General features: G+C 40.7%; 16 protein-coding genes. 7 read left to right on the plus strand and 9 right to left on the minus strand.

Translation table 11 applies throughout. The annotated features are described in order from the left end of the window. Positions 1-6 precede the first annotated feature (6 nt). From serA to metK, 5 genes are all read right to left on the minus strand, one after another. Positions 7-1,236, minus strand: coding sequence for a phosphoglycerate dehydrogenase (gene serA / locus I6F43_RS05570; RefSeq protein WP_024594074.1), 1,230 nt, complete (start codon positions 1,234-1,236; stop codon positions 7-9). Between the two features lie 9 nt (positions 1,237-1,245). Next, complete coding sequence (gene rpiA / locus I6F43_RS05575) at positions 1,246-1,899, minus strand: ribose-5-phosphate isomerase RpiA (protein WP_024591469.1); 654 nt, start codon at positions 1,897-1,899, stop codon at positions 1,246-1,248. A gap of 53 nt (positions 1,900-1,952) precedes the next feature. Continuing rightward, on the minus strand, positions 1,953-2,549 hold the full coding sequence (locus tag I6F43_RS05580) for a 5-formyltetrahydrofolate cyclo-ligase (protein ID WP_010554418.1): 597 nt from the start codon (positions 2,547-2,549) through the stop codon (positions 1,953-1,955). Positions 2,550-2,567: 18 nt separating this feature from the next. Then, complete coding sequence (locus I6F43_RS05585) at positions 2,568-3,116, minus strand: hypothetical protein (protein ID WP_101217711.1); 549 nt, start codon at positions 3,114-3,116, stop codon at positions 2,568-2,570. 175 nt (positions 3,117-3,291) lie between these two features. Continuing rightward, positions 3,292-4,443 carry a methionine adenosyltransferase gene (gene metK / locus I6F43_RS05590; protein WP_024600601.1) on the minus strand — a complete coding sequence of 384 codons (1,152 nt, stop codon included), beginning with the start codon at positions 4,441-4,443 and terminating at the stop codon, positions 3,292-3,294. A 302-nt stretch (positions 4,444-4,745) separates the two neighbouring features. Here metK and tkt point away from each other — a divergent pair, with 302 nt between their 5' ends. The 7 genes from tkt to I6F43_RS05625 all read left to right on the plus strand — a co-directional run bounded on the left by tkt (position 4,746) and on the right by I6F43_RS05625 (position 10,394). After that, complete coding sequence (tkt, locus tag I6F43_RS05595) at positions 4,746-6,737, plus strand: transketolase (RefSeq protein WP_197101376.1); 1,992 nt, start codon at positions 4,746-4,748, stop codon at positions 6,735-6,737. Between the two features lie 183 nt (positions 6,738-6,920). Then, positions 6,921-7,235 (plus strand): pyrimidine/purine nucleoside phosphorylase, encoded by a 315-nt coding sequence (ppnP, locus tag I6F43_RS05600; RefSeq protein ID WP_182720484.1) that lies wholly within the window; start codon positions 6,921-6,923, stop codon positions 7,233-7,235. A 177-nt stretch (positions 7,236-7,412) separates the two neighbouring features. Further along, positions 7,413-7,769, plus strand: coding sequence for a ribosome hibernation-promoting factor, HPF/YfiA family (hpf, locus tag I6F43_RS05605; RefSeq protein WP_024611277.1), 357 nt, complete (start codon positions 7,413-7,415; stop codon positions 7,767-7,769). 142 nt (positions 7,770-7,911) lie between these two features. After that, on the plus strand, positions 7,912-9,147 hold the full coding sequence (locus I6F43_RS05610; protein ID WP_197101378.1) for an NRAMP family divalent metal transporter: 1,236 nt from the start codon (positions 7,912-7,914) through the stop codon (positions 9,145-9,147). A gap of 79 nt (positions 9,148-9,226) precedes the next feature. Next, entirely contained in the window at positions 9,227-9,682 is a 456-nt protein-coding gene (locus tag I6F43_RS05615; RefSeq protein WP_197101380.1) for a GNAT family N-acetyltransferase, read from the plus strand. Positions 9,683-9,760: 78 nt separating this feature from the next. Further along, complete coding sequence (locus I6F43_RS05620) at positions 9,761-10,093, plus strand: type II toxin-antitoxin system RelE/ParE family toxin (RefSeq protein ID WP_039486712.1); 333 nt, start codon at positions 9,761-9,763, stop codon at positions 10,091-10,093. Further along, a complete protein-coding gene (locus I6F43_RS05625; protein ID WP_197101390.1) occupies positions 10,080-10,394 on the plus strand; it encodes a helix-turn-helix domain-containing protein in 315 nt (104 codons plus the stop codon). Before I6F43_RS05620 ends, I6F43_RS05625 begins: the two co-directional genes overlap by 14 nt. Before the next feature lie 117 nt (positions 10,395-10,511). Here the strand turns inward: I6F43_RS05625 and I6F43_RS05630 are convergent, their stop codons facing one another. The 4 genes from I6F43_RS05630 to I6F43_RS05645 form a co-directional block, all read right to left on the minus strand. After that, on the minus strand, positions 10,512-11,216 hold the full coding sequence (locus tag I6F43_RS05630) for a hypothetical protein (protein ID WP_197101392.1): 705 nt from the start codon (positions 11,214-11,216) through the stop codon (positions 10,512-10,514). Between the two features lie 9 nt (positions 11,217-11,225). Beyond that, positions 11,226-12,413, minus strand: coding sequence for a vWA domain-containing protein (locus I6F43_RS05635; RefSeq protein WP_197101394.1), 1,188 nt, complete (start codon positions 12,411-12,413; stop codon positions 11,226-11,228). 266 nt (positions 12,414-12,679) lie between these two features. Then, positions 12,680-13,528, minus strand: coding sequence for an AAA family ATPase (locus tag I6F43_RS05640; RefSeq protein WP_010554437.1), 849 nt, complete (start codon positions 13,526-13,528; stop codon positions 12,680-12,682). Between the two features lie 52 nt (positions 13,529-13,580). Then, positions 13,581-13,820 carry a DUF1653 domain-containing protein gene (locus I6F43_RS05645; protein ID WP_024594065.1) on the minus strand — a complete coding sequence of 80 codons (240 nt, stop codon included), beginning with the start codon at positions 13,818-13,820 and terminating at the stop codon, positions 13,581-13,583. Positions 13,821-13,876 lie beyond the last annotated feature (56 nt).

Genomic DNA, 13,876 nt, shown 5'->3' on the forward strand with positions numbered 1-13,876 from the left:
TACTTATTAATGTAAAATACGTGCTCTAATTGTACCCTCAACAGCGCTTAGTTCTTTAAGTGCTACTTCAGATTGATCTGTATCTACATCAATAACTACATAACCAATAGATGCGTCTGTTTGTAGGTATTGCGCAGCAATGTTAATACCGTGCTGTGCAAACGCTTGGTTAATTTGCGTTAGTACACCAGGGCGGTTGTGGTGTACGTGTAATAAACGGCTACGATTAGCAAGCTCAGGCAGCGATACTTCAGGGAAGTTAACCGCAGTAATAGTTGAGCCATTATCTGAATATTTAGCCAATTTACCCGCTACTTCAATACCAATGTTTTCTTGTGCTTCTTGTGTAGAGCCACCAATGTGCGGCGTTAAAATAACATTGTCGAATTGGCGCAATGGCGATACAAATTCTTCATCGTTAGATTTTGGCTCAGTAGGGAACACATCGATTGCTGCACCACTTAGTTTTTTCTCTGTTAGTGCTTCTGCAAGTGCATCAATATCAACAACAGTTCCGCGTGAAGCGTTGATCAAAATAGATCCCTGCTTCATAACAGCAAGTTCTGCGCTACCAATAAGATTTTTAGTTTGCGGTGTTTCTGGTACGTGTAAACTAATAATATCAGAGCGTTGTAATAGCTGAGTTAGGTTGTGAACTTGCTTTGCATTACCCAGTGATAACTTATCTTCGATATCGTAATATTCAACGTTCATACCGATATTTTCAGCCATAATACCTAGCTGAGTACCAATGTGACCGTAGCCAATAATACCTAATGTTTTACCACGTGCTTCAAACGAACCATTTGCTGTTTTTAACCAGCCACCACGATGAGCCGCTGCATTACGCTCTGGAATACCGCGTAATAAAAGTAGGATTTCACCAAGTACAAGTTCAGCAACTGAACGAGTATTAGAAAATGGTGCGTTAAATACAGCAATACCGCGTTCGCGTGCTGCATCTAAATCAACTTGGTTTGTACCAATACAAAAACACCCAACAGCAACTAGCTTGTCAGCTGAGTCTAATACGGCTTGGTTAATATGAGTACGAGAACGAAGACCTACAAAGTGAACATCTTTAATGCGCTCTTTTAATTCGTCCTCAGGTAAGGATGTTTTAACGTAGTCGATATTGCTGTAACCGTTACGTTTTAGCGTTTCAACAGCGCTTTGGTGAACACCTTCAAGCAAGAGAATTTTAATTTTGTCTTTTGCTAACGATACCTTACTCATAACCTCATCCTATTTAATTTGTGGCCCATTTTTAGTACCGATAATCACTTTATCAGCACCACGCATTGCAAATAGGCCGTTGGTAACTACGCCAACAATTGAATTTATTTGTGCTTCAAGTTGTTTAGCATTGGTAATTTTTAAGTTAAATACATCTAATATAACGTTACCGTTATCGGTAACTACGCCTTGGCGATAAACAGGGTCACCACCAAGCTTTAATAATTCTCGTGCAACGTAGCTGCGAGCCATTGGAATAACTTCTACCGGAAGCGGGAAGTCGCCTAATGTTTTTACTAATTTGGTGTCATCTACAATGCACACAAATTGTTTAGCTACAGCGGCTACTATTTTTTCGCGAGTAAGGGCTGCACCGCCACCTTTAATCATTTCGTTTTGATCGTTTATTTCGTCAGCGCCGTCAACGTATACATCTAAAGCAGCAACGTTATTAAGCTCAAATACTTCAATACCTAACGCTTGTAAGCGCGCGGTTGAGGCTTCTGAGCTTGATACAGCGCCTACAATAGTGTCCTTTACTGAACCAAGGGCATCAATAAAGTGATTAACAGTAGAGCCTGTACCCACACCTACAATAGTGTTTTCTTTTACAAACTCGAGTGCTGCCCAAGCAGCTGCTTTTTTTAATTCGTCTTGTGTCATTGCTTTGTGCTCATGTATGTCAGAAATATGCGGTTAGTAATCAAATTTAATTGTTACCAACAGTATGTTTTATCTGGGGTGATAATGGTTTTAAGTGGTACATCCCACGACTCGATTGGTAGAGCCTCAACTTTTTGGCATTCATGTGCAAGGCCAATTAGTTGTGGTTTTTGCCAATTTTGTTCGTGTAAACGTGCCAATGTCCGGTCGTAAAACCCACCTCCCATTCCTAGGCGATTACCTTGTTTATCAAATGCAACTAATGGCATAAGGAGGTAATCAAGCACTGGTAATGGGCATATTTGAGAGCAGTTCAGCTTAGGCTCCAAGATACCATAGCGATTTGCTCTCATGGGTGAGTTTTTCTCATAGCGCTGAAATAGTAAATTAGCGCCATTGAATGGGTGTATTATAGGTAGGTAAACGGTATGGTTTAAACTCCATAATTCTTTAATTAACAATGAAGTGTCTAGCTCTCCATCGTTACTTAAGTAAATGGCAATATGCTTTGAATTCGTTGTTTTTTCGCTTTTTAAATGTTGAATAAAATTCATTTTTAGCGATTGCGCAGCAATTATTTGCTGATTATTTGACAAGTTTTTACGGGTGTTACGAATTTTCGCTCTTATTTTTGCGCGTTTATTGCTCATTAAATTAATTAACCATTCTTAAAAAGAGAATAAATCGGGAAAAATTAAAAAAACAGCCAGTACGACTAGTAAAATGGTGGCAGTTGCAATCAATGAATATAAAAGTAAGTTACTGCGTTTTTTAGGAGGCGCTAAATCATCATCTAGCATTAGATCGTCACCTTGCCATTCGTCAATACTTTCGTCTGGTGCTTTTAATTGAGCTTCAGGAAGGCGTTGCTCTAACTCGTCTAGCTTTTCTTCAAGGCGAATCAAGCTACTAGTGATGTAATCGAGTGCATCAAAAATACGTTCGTCACGTTGGTTGTTATTTGCAGCTGCGGGGGAGCTATTTTGAATTGCATTTGAAACAGCTTGCAGCTTACTTTTAATACCTAAGCTTGCTAGTAACTTAGCCTGTTTTAACGCTTTGTCTTTATCGCTTGGTGCAAACAGTGGCTTACCTTTAAAAAAAAGAGCTACTTTTTCATCTGACGTTTTTAATTTTGCAGCTAAATTTGTACATGCTGTTTTTATGTCAACGTTATCGGCAAGTCCTGCAAATATAACGCGAAAGTTATCGGCCATTTAACTGTCCCTAAAGCTTTTATAATGAAATGAGTATATACCTAAAGTACAAAAGAATTCGAGGTCGATTTAATAGTTATTTTGTAGACGCTCTACAAACAATATAGCGAATAAGTTTTAGATGCAAAAACGGCCCTTAAAAGGGCCGTTTTTAATTTACTACAACAATTTTGGCTTAAAGGCCAGCAGCTGCGCGAAGTGCGTCTGCTTTATCTGTACGTTCCCAAGGGAACTCGTCGCGACCAAAGTGACCGTAAGCCGCTGTAGGAAGGTAGATAGGGCGCTCTAAATCAAGCATTTGAATTAAGCCATAAGGGCGCAGGTCAAAGTGTTCACGAATAAGCTCAATTAAACGGCTTTCTTCTAGCTTGCTTGTACCAAACGTTTCAACGCTAATAGAAGTTGGCTCTGCAACACCAATTGCGTAAGAAACTTGTAGCTCACACTTGTCAGCAAGACCAGCTGCAACAATGTTTTTAGCAACGTAACGTGCAGCATATGCTGCTGAGCGGTCAACTTTTGATGGATCTTTACCAGAGAAAGCACCACCACCGTGACGAGCCATACCACCGTATGTATCTACAATGATTTTACGACCTGTTAAACCACAATCGCCCATTGGTCCGCCAATTACAAAACGACCTGTTGGGTTAATGAAAAACTTAGTTGCGCTTGTAATAAGTTCTGCAGGAAGTACAGGCTTGATGATTGTTTCCATCACCGCTTCTACTAAATCTTTTTGCGAAATGTCTTCGCTGTGCTGAGTAGAAAGTACAACAGCATCAATACCTACTGGTTTGCCGTTCTCGTATGCAAAAGTAACTTGAGATTTTGCATCTGGACGTAACCAGTTAAGCTCGCCGCTTTTACGCACTTGCGCTTGGCGCTGTACTAAACGGTGTGAGTAAGTAATTGGAGCAGGCATCAGTACTTCTGTTTCGTTACATGCGTAACCAAACATTAAGCCTTGATCGCCCGCGCCTTGCTCTTCTGGGCTAGTACGGTCAACACCTTGGTTAATGTCAGGAGACTGTTTACCAATAGTGTTTAAAATTGCACATGAATCGGCATCAAAGCCCATGTCTGAATTTGTGTAGCCAATGTCACGAATTGTTTTACGTGTAATTTCTTCGATATCAACCCATGCGCTAGTAGTGATTTCACCACCAACCATAACCATACCGGTTTTAACGTACGTTTCACACGCTACGCGAGCCTGAGAGTCTTGCTCTAGGATTGCATCAAGTACCGCATCAGAGATTTGATCGGCGATTTTATCCGGATGACCTTCAGAAACAGATTCAGAAGTAAATAAATGTTTTGCCATTGTATTTCTGCTCACAAATATTGCGCTTCACAAATGTCGGTATTAGCGCTAAAAAATTAAGGGGCGTATTTTATCGAAAACAAAACGCATTGCATAGTGTTTTTACGCCTAGACGTCTAAATAAAATTACGAATGTCGTTCCAGTCTCAAAAAAAATTCATAATGCTGCCTTTTCTGGGGTTTTTAATTGCACACAGCCCCCACAATAAGTAAGAATGGATGTATAACAGTATCCAAGTTATTTGGTTACATAAACAAACACATAAATACCCGCGCAAATACACATAAAGGTAGGAGAATTCATGCCATCTCGCAAAGAACTTGCAAATGCTATTCGCGTCTTGTCAATGGACGCAGTACAAAAGGCCAAATCTGGCCACCCTGGAGCCCCTATGGGCATGGCTGATATCGCAGAAGTATTATGGCGCGATTATCTAAAACATAACCCAACGAATCCAGAGTGGGCTGACCGTGACAGATTTATTCTTTCAAACGGCCACGGTTCAATGCTTATCTATTCTCTATTGCACCTAAGTGGTTACGACTTACCACTGGACGAAATTAAAAACTTCCGTCAAATGCATTCTAAAACACCAGGTCATCCAGAATATGGCTATGCACCAGGAATCGAAACTACTACGGGTCCATTAGGTCAAGGGATCACAAATGCGGTAGGTATGGCAATTGCTGAAAAAGCGCTAGCTGCGCAGTTTAACCGTGAAGGTCACGATATTGTTGATCACTTTACCTATGCATTTATGGGCGATGGCTGCCTTATGGAAGGTATTTCTCATGAAGCAGGTTCACTTGCAGGCACATTAGGTCTGGGTAAGCTTGTTGCATTTTGGGATGACAACGGCATTTCAATCGATGGCGAAGTAGAAGGTTGGTTTACCGATGATACGCCAGCTCGCTTTAAAGCGTACGGTTGGCATGTAGTTAGTGGTGTTGATGGCCACGATAGCGATGCTATTAGTGCTGCAATTGCAGAAGCTAAAAGCATTACCGATAAGCCATCACTAATTTGTTGTAAGACAATTATTGGTTACGGCTCACCTAATAAATCTGGTAGCCACGATTGTCACGGTGCACCACTAGGTGATGACGAAATTAAAGCGTCTCGCGAATTCTTAGGTTGGACTGGCGATGCGTTCGAAATTCCTGATGATATTTACGCACAGTGGGATGGCAAAGAAAAAGGTCAACAGCTTGAATCAAGCTGGGACGAAAAATTTGCAGCATACGCAAAAGCATATCCAGAACTTGCAGCTGAATACAAGCGTCGTATTAATAACGAACTGCCTGGCGATTGGGCTGAAAAATCTCAAGCGTACATTGAGCAATTACAAGCAAACCCTGCAAATCCAGCTTCTCGTAAAGCATCGCAAAATGCTTTAAACGCATTTGGTCCGTTATTACCAGAATTTATGGGTGGCTCAGCCGATTTAGCTGGCTCAAACTTAACAATTTGGGATGGCTCTAAAGGTTTAACACGCGATGATGCAAGCGGTAACTACATTTACTACGGTGTACGTGAGTTTGGTATGTCGGCCATTATGAATGGTATTGCCCTTCATAAAGGCTTTATTCCTTACGGTGCAACGTTCTTAATGTTTGTTGAATATGCAAAAAATGCTGTACGTATGGCTGCATTAATGAAGCAACCAAGCATTTTTGTATACACGCACGATTCAATCGGCCTAGGTGAAGATGGTCCAACTCACCAACCAGTAGAGCAAATTGCAAGCATGCGTTTAACGCCTAACTTATACAACTGGCGCCCATGTGACCAAGTTGAGTCGGCAATTGCATGGCAACAAGCTATTGAGCGTAAAGATGGCCCTACATCGTTAATCTTTACTCGCCAAGGTCTTGAGCAACAAGCGCGTGACGCACAGCAATTAAGTGACGTTAAAAAGGGTGGTTACATCCTTAGCTGTGACGGCAATCCAGAGATTATCTTTATTGCAACAGGTTCTGAAGTGCAACTAGCACAAGATTCAGCAAGCGAACTACGCAGCCAAGGTAAAAAGGTACGTGTTGTATCTATGCCATGTACTGATGCCTTTGAAGATCAAAGCGCAGCATACAAAGAAAGCGTATTACCGGCATCTGTTTCACGCCGCGTAGCAGTAGAAGCAGGTATTGCTGACTACTGGTACAAGTACGTAGGCCTAAACGGCGCAGTAGTAGGTATGACCACCTTTGGTGAGTCAGCACCAGCTAATGAGTTGTTTGAGCACTTTGGCTTTACAGTGGCAAACATTGTAAGCAAAGCAAACGAGCTTTTTTAATCGCTTTGATTAAATAAAGTAAGTAATTGAAAAACCCGCACATGTTGCGGGTTTTTTTATGCCCTTACATGAAGCAACTTCACCTTGATCAATGCTGCTTTCCTTGCAAGAAAGTAAGCTATCAGGCAAGGTAGTGCGATAAATTTATAAATAATAATCTTAAATTAATAGCAGGAGCTAAAAATGCCAAAGTTCGATAACGTAAGTGTAGTAAAAAAAGCCAATGTATATTTTGACGGAAAAGTGTCAAGCCGTACCGTTATTTTAGGTGATGGCGAAGCGAAAACGTTAGGCTTTATGCAACCAGGTGAGTTTGTTTTTGATACAAACCAAAAAGAATGCATGGAGCTTTTAGCTGGCCAATGGGATATTTTATTACCAGAGGCGAGTGAGTGGAAAACATTTAACGCAGGTGAATCGTTTAATGTTGATGCAAATGTAAGCTTTAAAGTAAAAGTATCTGATTTTGCTGACTACTGTTGTTCGTACACAGATTAATCAATACAGCTAGACGTCTGAAAGCCCATGCAACATGGGCTTTGCATAAACTTTGCGCAACGCATGATTTAAATCACCAAAAACCGCAAATAAACCTCAAATATCTCTCTTTTTTCCTTGTGTTAATCTAAATAGCCCCCAATACTATTTATGAGGTAACAAATAAAAGGATACCCTATGAAAATTAATCTTTCTGGTCACCATGTTGAAGTTACTGACTCTATTAAAGAGCACATCAACGAAAAATTTTCAAAAATCGAGAGCCATTTTCCATCGCTTATTGCACTCGATATTATTTTGTCTAAAGAACATCATAAAATCCAAGCTGAAATTAGCACTAATTACGAAGGCACGCGCATATCGGTAAAAGGGGAAAACGAAGTTATGTACCCAGCCATTGCAAGCGCAGCTAAAAAACTCGATGCGGCACTAAAACATCGAAAAGGGCAGATAAAAGCAAACCTACACGAAAAGCCTGTAAGTACAACACCTGAAATCGCACACGAGATCATCCAAGAGATGGATCTTAAATAAAATTTAGTCACAAAGTATTGTAAAAAAGAGCCGTATGGCTCTTTTTTATTGCCTGTAATTTAGGTAAGTTATGCGTTCTTGCAGTTTATTAATTATAAAAATTGATAAAAAGAACACACAACACACATATTTTGAGAAATTAATGCAAAAAACAAAAGCAGTATGGAAATCTCGACTAGGTGCGCTTGGGCCTGGAATACTCATGGCAACGGCCGCTATTGGCGGATCTCACCTAGTTGCGTCTACACAGGCTGGAGCAATATTTGGCTGGCAACTATTTTGGTTAATCCTCGTTGTTAATGTTTTAAAATACCCGTTTTTTCGCTTTGGTATGGAATACACACTTGCCACTAAAAATAGCTTAGTAGAGGGCTATAAAAGCAAAGGCCCGTTTTATTTTTACAGCTTTATTGGTTTAAACATTGTTGCCGCTGTTGTTAATACCGCCGGCGTATTACTACTTACTGCAAGCCTGCTGCATTACGCCTTACCTATTGTTATTGAAGTAACCTTGCTTTGTTGGATGCTGCTGGGTGTATGTTTAGTTATATTGCTACTTGGACACTTTAAAGCGCTAGATAACGTTGCCAAAGGCATTATGGGGCTGCTTACGCTCGCTACTTTGATTGCCCTTGCCATTGCATTTAGTAACGGCCCAATGGCACCTGCTGACTATGTAGGCCCTTCTCCATACGAGTTAACCATGCTTAGTTTTATGGTCGCTTTAATGGGCTGGATGCCAGCCCCTATCGAAATATCTGCATTAAGTTCTTTATGGCTAAAAGAAAAACAAGCGCAACAAACAGTTTCTAAAAGCCAAGGCTTGTTCGATTTTAACGTAGGCTATTGGCTTACAGCTGGCTTAGCCTTGGTATTTTTTAGCTTAGGTGTATTAGTGCAGTACGGGCAAACCAGTAGTATAGAACTCGGCGGTGTCGCGTTTGCCAAGCAGCTTATTGATATGTACGCATTAACAATAGGCGAGTGGGCAAGGCCGCTTGTATCAGCAATCGCTTTTTTATGTATGTTTGGTACGACACTCACCGTGCTTGATGGCTACGCCCGTACGCTTAACGAATCTCATAAACTACTTGGCTTTAAGCAATCAAAGCACAGTCTAAATGTTTGGTTAATACTACAAGCACTTGCCGGTATGGCCGTTATTTTATTTTTTAAATCAGCCCTTGGCCCCATGCTTACGTTTGCTATGACACTTTCATTTGTTACAACGCCTGTATTTGCATGGCTCAACTTTAGCCTCGTGCGATCAGAGCCTGCTATTAAGCATAGCGTGTTACTACGTAGTTTAACGTGGTTAGGTTTGGTGTATTTAGTTGGGTTTGCTGTCGCTTTTGTAGTGTGGAAACTAGCATTCTAAATATAGCTACTTGCTTTGGGGTTTTAATTAAAGCCCTAAAGCCCTCAAGCATTAAATTCTAGGATTAAACGAGGTATAAATGGATATTAGAATAGGTGAGCTTTCAAACCCACACGTTATAAAGCTACTACAAGCACACCATAACGATATGCTAAAACACTCATCCGTTGAGAGCGTGCATGCACTTGATGTGAGCAAACTCACTCAGCCCGACATAACTTTTTATAGCTTATGGATTGATAATAATTTAGCGGGTGTTGGCGCTTTAAAAACGCTAAATACAACGCATGGCGAAATTAAGTCAATGCGCACATCAAGCAACTATTTACGCCAAGGTATAGCCGCTAAGTTACTCACGCATATTATTGAGCAAGCGACCTTGCGAGGTTATAAAAAGTTAAGCTTAGAAACCGGCACTGCAAAGGCATTTTTGCCCGCAAAAAAGCTTTACACTCAATTTGGTTTTAAAGAATGCGAGCCGTTTGGGGGTTATGAGTTAGATCCTTACAGCTTGTTTATGAGTAAAGCGCTTTAGCTAAAGCAAGAGATACCTGCCGCCAATCGTTTAAAATCTTTAATTGAATTTATACGCTATCTGCGTATACTTTAATGTATGAAAAGCCTATTTGTTGAATCAAACATATTCGAAAAGTACCGAGAGTTGTACTTGAGTGATGACGAGTATCGTTTATTTCAAGCAGATCTAATGGTTAACCCAAAACAGGGCGATGTTATTCAAGGAACAGGCGGCTTACGTAAAATACGAGTTGCGAGCAAAGGAAAGGGTAAACGTGGTGGTTCAAGAGTTATATATTATTACTTGGATGACAAAAGACGCTTTTATCTACTCACTATTTACAGTAAAAACGAAGTAACCGATTTAACAGCAGATCAGAAAAAGCAATTAAAAGAATTCTTAGAGGTGTGGCGCAATGAGCAAACGTGATTTATTTTCAGAATTAACTACAGCACTTGTGGACGCTAAAGCGCATTCACAAGGAAAGCTTACGTTACGTTCTCATGCAGTAAAGGATATCAACGATCTTGCTATCTCACCCAATGAAATAGTAAATATTCGAGAAACATTTAATATGTCGCGCGGTGTATTTGCAAGCATTCTACATACATCATCAAGAACGCTCGAAAACTGGGAACAAGGGCGCAGCGCACCTAATGGGCAAGCGATAACATTGCTAAAGCTTGTGCAGCGTCATCCCGAGACCTTGGATCATATAGCTGAGTTGTAGGGTTTTAAGCCTTATCAAAATGAATGAAGCATTTAGACAATTTTCGCTTATTTTTTGGATCAGAAGAGAGATGTAACTTAATAACTTGTTCTGGCGTGCATCTGAAAAATAGTAAGACTATTCTTCAGATGAAAGAGCCTCTTCCCATGCAGGAAGAGCTAACCTTTTTTCACCGGGGAAAAGTAACTCCTGTAGTTGCTCATAGTAATTATTAATTTCATAATAAAAACTTGAAAAATCTGAGTGGGCATGACTTGCTTTCAGGTATATCATCTTTGAGACAATTGAATTTGATTGGTATTTGTCTGAAGGTAGTTTAGCTAAACTAATGAAAATTCCTTTTTTAGAACTTTCAATGTTTATTACTATTTGCTCCATATCACTATGTATTTTATCCAAAAAGCTTTGTTGCACCTCAATATCTCTCTTTAATGCATCGTCATTTGATCCACTATTTAGCCTGAGTCTAGAGATTAGTTCTTTTAAGTTTTCGTGCTGCTTTCCAAATTCATTACTCTGACTAACATACTCACTTATATTAACGAAGTAATTAACTATATTACCTAGGAGTTCTAATTTCATTTCAATAGACTTTTGTGTAAGCCAAGAGTTTCTGGCATTCCAGGCTAGATAAGCTAGAGCAACTGTACCAATCATGATTAAGAAAGTGCTGGTGGAAGTTATCCAGTTAGCAAGGCTATCTTGTTTAAGTTTACTTAGTAGTATATCTATTATTGAATTAGTTGAAATACCTACGATGAATCCAATAAATATAAGAAGGGTACAAACAAACCATTCATTTAAATAAATACTTTTTTTCATGTTATTCCTTTAACTCAGCTCTTTTATCGCTCTGCTTATCCCATCTAAGCTCAGCGGGTACATTCTGTTACCCATCAGCTCTTTTATAAAGCCAATTGATTGATAGTACGGCCAATGTTCAACCGGTTGTGGGTTGAGCCATGCGACTTTATCAAAGTGGTTTGTTATACGTGATAACCATGCGCTGCCGGGCTCCTCGTTGTAGTGCTCTACCGAGCCGCCTGCATAAGCTATTTCGTAAGGTCCCATAGTGGCATCGCCGACAAATATTACTTTATAGTCGCTGGTAAACTTGTTTATGAGCGTCATGGTGTCTATTACGTTTGAATGGCGGCGCGCGTTGTCTTGCCAAACGTGCTCGTATAAACAGTTATGAAAGTAGTAAAACTCTAGGTGTTTAAATTCGCTGTGGGCGGCGCTAAATAATTCTTCGCAGGTATGAATGTAGTCATCCATTGAGCCGCCAATATCAAATAGCATCAACACTTTTACGGCATTGTGGCGCTCGGGTGCCATTTTTACATCAAGCATGCCGCCTTGTTTTGCAGTAGCGCGAATAGTCTCGTTTAAATCAAGCGTGTCGCTTGCGCCAGTGCGGGCGAACTTACGTAACTTTTTAAGGGCGAGTTTAATTGTGCGCGAGCCAATTTCTCTGTCGGTGTCGAGGTTTTTGTATTCTCGTTTATCCCACACTTTTACCGCTTGGCGGTTACGATTGCCGTCTTGCCCTATGCGTACGCCTTCTGGGTTATAGCCGTATGCACCAAAAGGTGATGTGCCGCCAGTGCCCACCCATTTATTGCCGCCTGCGTGGCGTTTTTGTTGCTCTTCTAAACGCTCTTTTAGGGTTTTCATAAGCTCATCGAGCCCGCCTATAGCTTTAAGTTGGGCTTTTTCTTCATCGCTTAGGTTTTTTTCGAATTCTTTACGTAGCCAGTCTTCAGGTAAGTTGTGCTGTTGCTTTAAGCTCTCGAGCAAATCGAGGTCAGCAATACCACTAAAATAGTCGCTAAAGGCTTTGTCAAATCGGTCAAAGTGCGTTTCGTCTTTTACCATTATGGTGCGTGCTAAATGGTAAAAGGCGTCTACGTCGGCAAATATAACGCCTTTTTTTAAGGCGTTAATTAAATCGAGTAACTCACGCAGGCTTACCGGTAAGCGGTATTCACGCAGTTTGAAGAAAAACTGTACTAACATATAAGGGCCTGTTTATCTTTCGAGGTTAAATTTGCAGCAGTGTGTTTGGTATTTAGGCAAGGCAGAGCCTATGTAGTGTGGTTATTCCCCATAAATAGGCGATAACACAGCATAAATACCAAACACGCGCTGCCTGAAGGTTCGTTCTAGGGACGATTAACTCTTTGTTGCTCGGCTTTTACTTAGCCCACTAGGTTACAAACCTCGCGCCACGATTAAATCGTCCCTAGTTAGAATAAATTTTAATCCTGAAAGGTCAACAGGCCCTAGCGACGGCTCATAAAGGCTAATTTTTCGATTAGGCTTATGTCTTGCTCATTTTTAAGTAATGCGCCAAACATGGGCATTAATCCGCCTTTTTTAGCTTTGTCGTGCAGTGTTTTAGCGTCTATGTCTTCAGCCATTAAAAGCTTTAGCCAGTCGAGTAATTCGCTGGTGGATGGCTTCTTTTTAAGGCCGTTAGCTTCGCGCAGGTTAAAAAACACTTCGAGTGCTTGGCGTACTAAATCTTGCTTAACGTTAGGGTAGTGCACGTCAATAATTTGCTGCATTTCGTCGCTGCTAGGAAAATCAATGTAATGAAAAAAGCAGCGGCGTAAAAATGCGTCCGGTAATTCTTTTTCGTTATTTGATGTGATGATCACAATAGGGCGCTCTTTTGCGACAATGCGCTCGTTAGTTTCGTAAACATGAAACTCCATTTTATCAAGCTCAAGTAGTAAGTCGTTTGGGAACTCTATGTCGGCTTTGTCTATTTCATCAATTAATAATACGGGGCGTTTGCCGTTAAGCTCTGCATACGTAAATGCCTGCCAAAGCTTACCTTTAACGATGTAGTTGCCAATATTGTGTACACGCTCGTCACCTAATTGGCTGTCGCGCAGGCGCGAAACCGCGTCGTACTCGTATAAACCTTGCTGCGCTTTAGTGGTCGATTTTATATGCCACTGAATAAGCGTGGTATCTAGGCTTTTAGCCAACTCCTCAGCCAGCATGGTTTTACCTGTGCCTGGTTCGCCTTTAATTAAAAGTGGTTTTTCGAGCATAATGGCAGCATTTACAGCTTGTTTAAGTGCGCTACTCGCTATGTAATTGTCAGTTGAATTAAATTGCACGGTGTACCCTTGTCTGGTCTGAGGAGTAAGTTATTTTGTTATAATGCCATAGTTAAACGGCAGGTCCAAGGTAGGCAAAACGCTGTATGACCTCACCTTCTTTTTCAACAGTTTCTAAAAACATACTAAGTGGGCGCGCCCACATACCAAATTCACCATAGAGTGCTTGATAAATCACAAGCTGCTCCTCGGTTTCGCTGTGGGTGGCAACATGAACAACTTTGTATTGCGGCCCTTTGTAGTGTTGGTATATGCCTGGTTTGAGTGAAAGTGGTTTTATTGCTGTAGTCATGTTTTGATCTCTTGTATAATTTGGCTTTGCACTTTTAATGTTAACTAATTTGCCAA

Origin of the sequence: Pseudoalteromonas sp. NZS71_1, from assembly GCF_015864305.1 — a bacterium.
GTDB lineage: Bacteria > Pseudomonadota > Gammaproteobacteria > Enterobacterales > Alteromonadaceae > Pseudoalteromonas > Pseudoalteromonas arctica.

Bases quoted from the DNA above. Each gene is read 5' to 3' on its own strand.
- serA (WP_024594074.1), bottom strand. From the start codon at position 1,236: ATGAGTAAGGTATCGTTAGCAAAAGACAAAATTAAAATTCTCTTGCTT.
- rpiA (WP_024591469.1), bottom strand. From the start codon at position 1,899: ATGACACAAGACGAATTAAAAAAAGCAGCTGCTTGGGCAGCACTCGAG.
- I6F43_RS05580 (WP_010554418.1), bottom strand. From the start codon at position 2,549: ATGAGCAATAAACGCGCAAAAATAAGAGCGAAAATTCGTAACACCCGT.
- I6F43_RS05585 (WP_101217711.1), bottom strand. From the start codon at position 3,116: ATGGCCGATAACTTTCGCGTTATATTTGCAGGACTTGCCGATAACGTT.
- metK (WP_024600601.1), bottom strand. From the start codon at position 4,443: ATGGCAAAACATTTATTTACTTCTGAATCTGTTTCTGAAGGTCATCCG.
- tkt (WP_197101376.1), top strand. From the start codon at position 4,746: ATGCCATCTCGCAAAGAACTTGCAAATGCTATTCGCGTCTTGTCAATG.
- ppnP (WP_182720484.1), top strand. From the start codon at position 6,921: ATGCCAAAGTTCGATAACGTAAGTGTAGTAAAAAAAGCCAATGTATAT.
- hpf (WP_024611277.1), top strand. From the start codon at position 7,413: ATGAAAATTAATCTTTCTGGTCACCATGTTGAAGTTACTGACTCTATT.
- I6F43_RS05610 (WP_197101378.1), top strand. From the start codon at position 7,912: ATGCAAAAAACAAAAGCAGTATGGAAATCTCGACTAGGTGCGCTTGGG.
- I6F43_RS05615 (WP_197101380.1), top strand. From the start codon at position 9,227: ATGGATATTAGAATAGGTGAGCTTTCAAACCCACACGTTATAAAGCTA.
- I6F43_RS05620 (WP_039486712.1), top strand. From the start codon at position 9,761: ATGAAAAGCCTATTTGTTGAATCAAACATATTCGAAAAGTACCGAGAG.
- I6F43_RS05625 (WP_197101390.1), top strand. From the start codon at position 10,080: ATGAGCAAACGTGATTTATTTTCAGAATTAACTACAGCACTTGTGGAC.
- I6F43_RS05630 (WP_197101392.1), bottom strand. From the start codon at position 11,216: ATGAAAAAAAGTATTTATTTAAATGAATGGTTTGTTTGTACCCTTCTT.
- I6F43_RS05635 (WP_197101394.1), bottom strand. From the start codon at position 12,413: ATGTTAGTACAGTTTTTCTTCAAACTGCGTGAATACCGCTTACCGGTA.
- I6F43_RS05645 (WP_024594065.1), bottom strand. From the start codon at position 13,820: ATGACTACAGCAATAAAACCACTTTCACTCAAACCAGGCATATACCAA.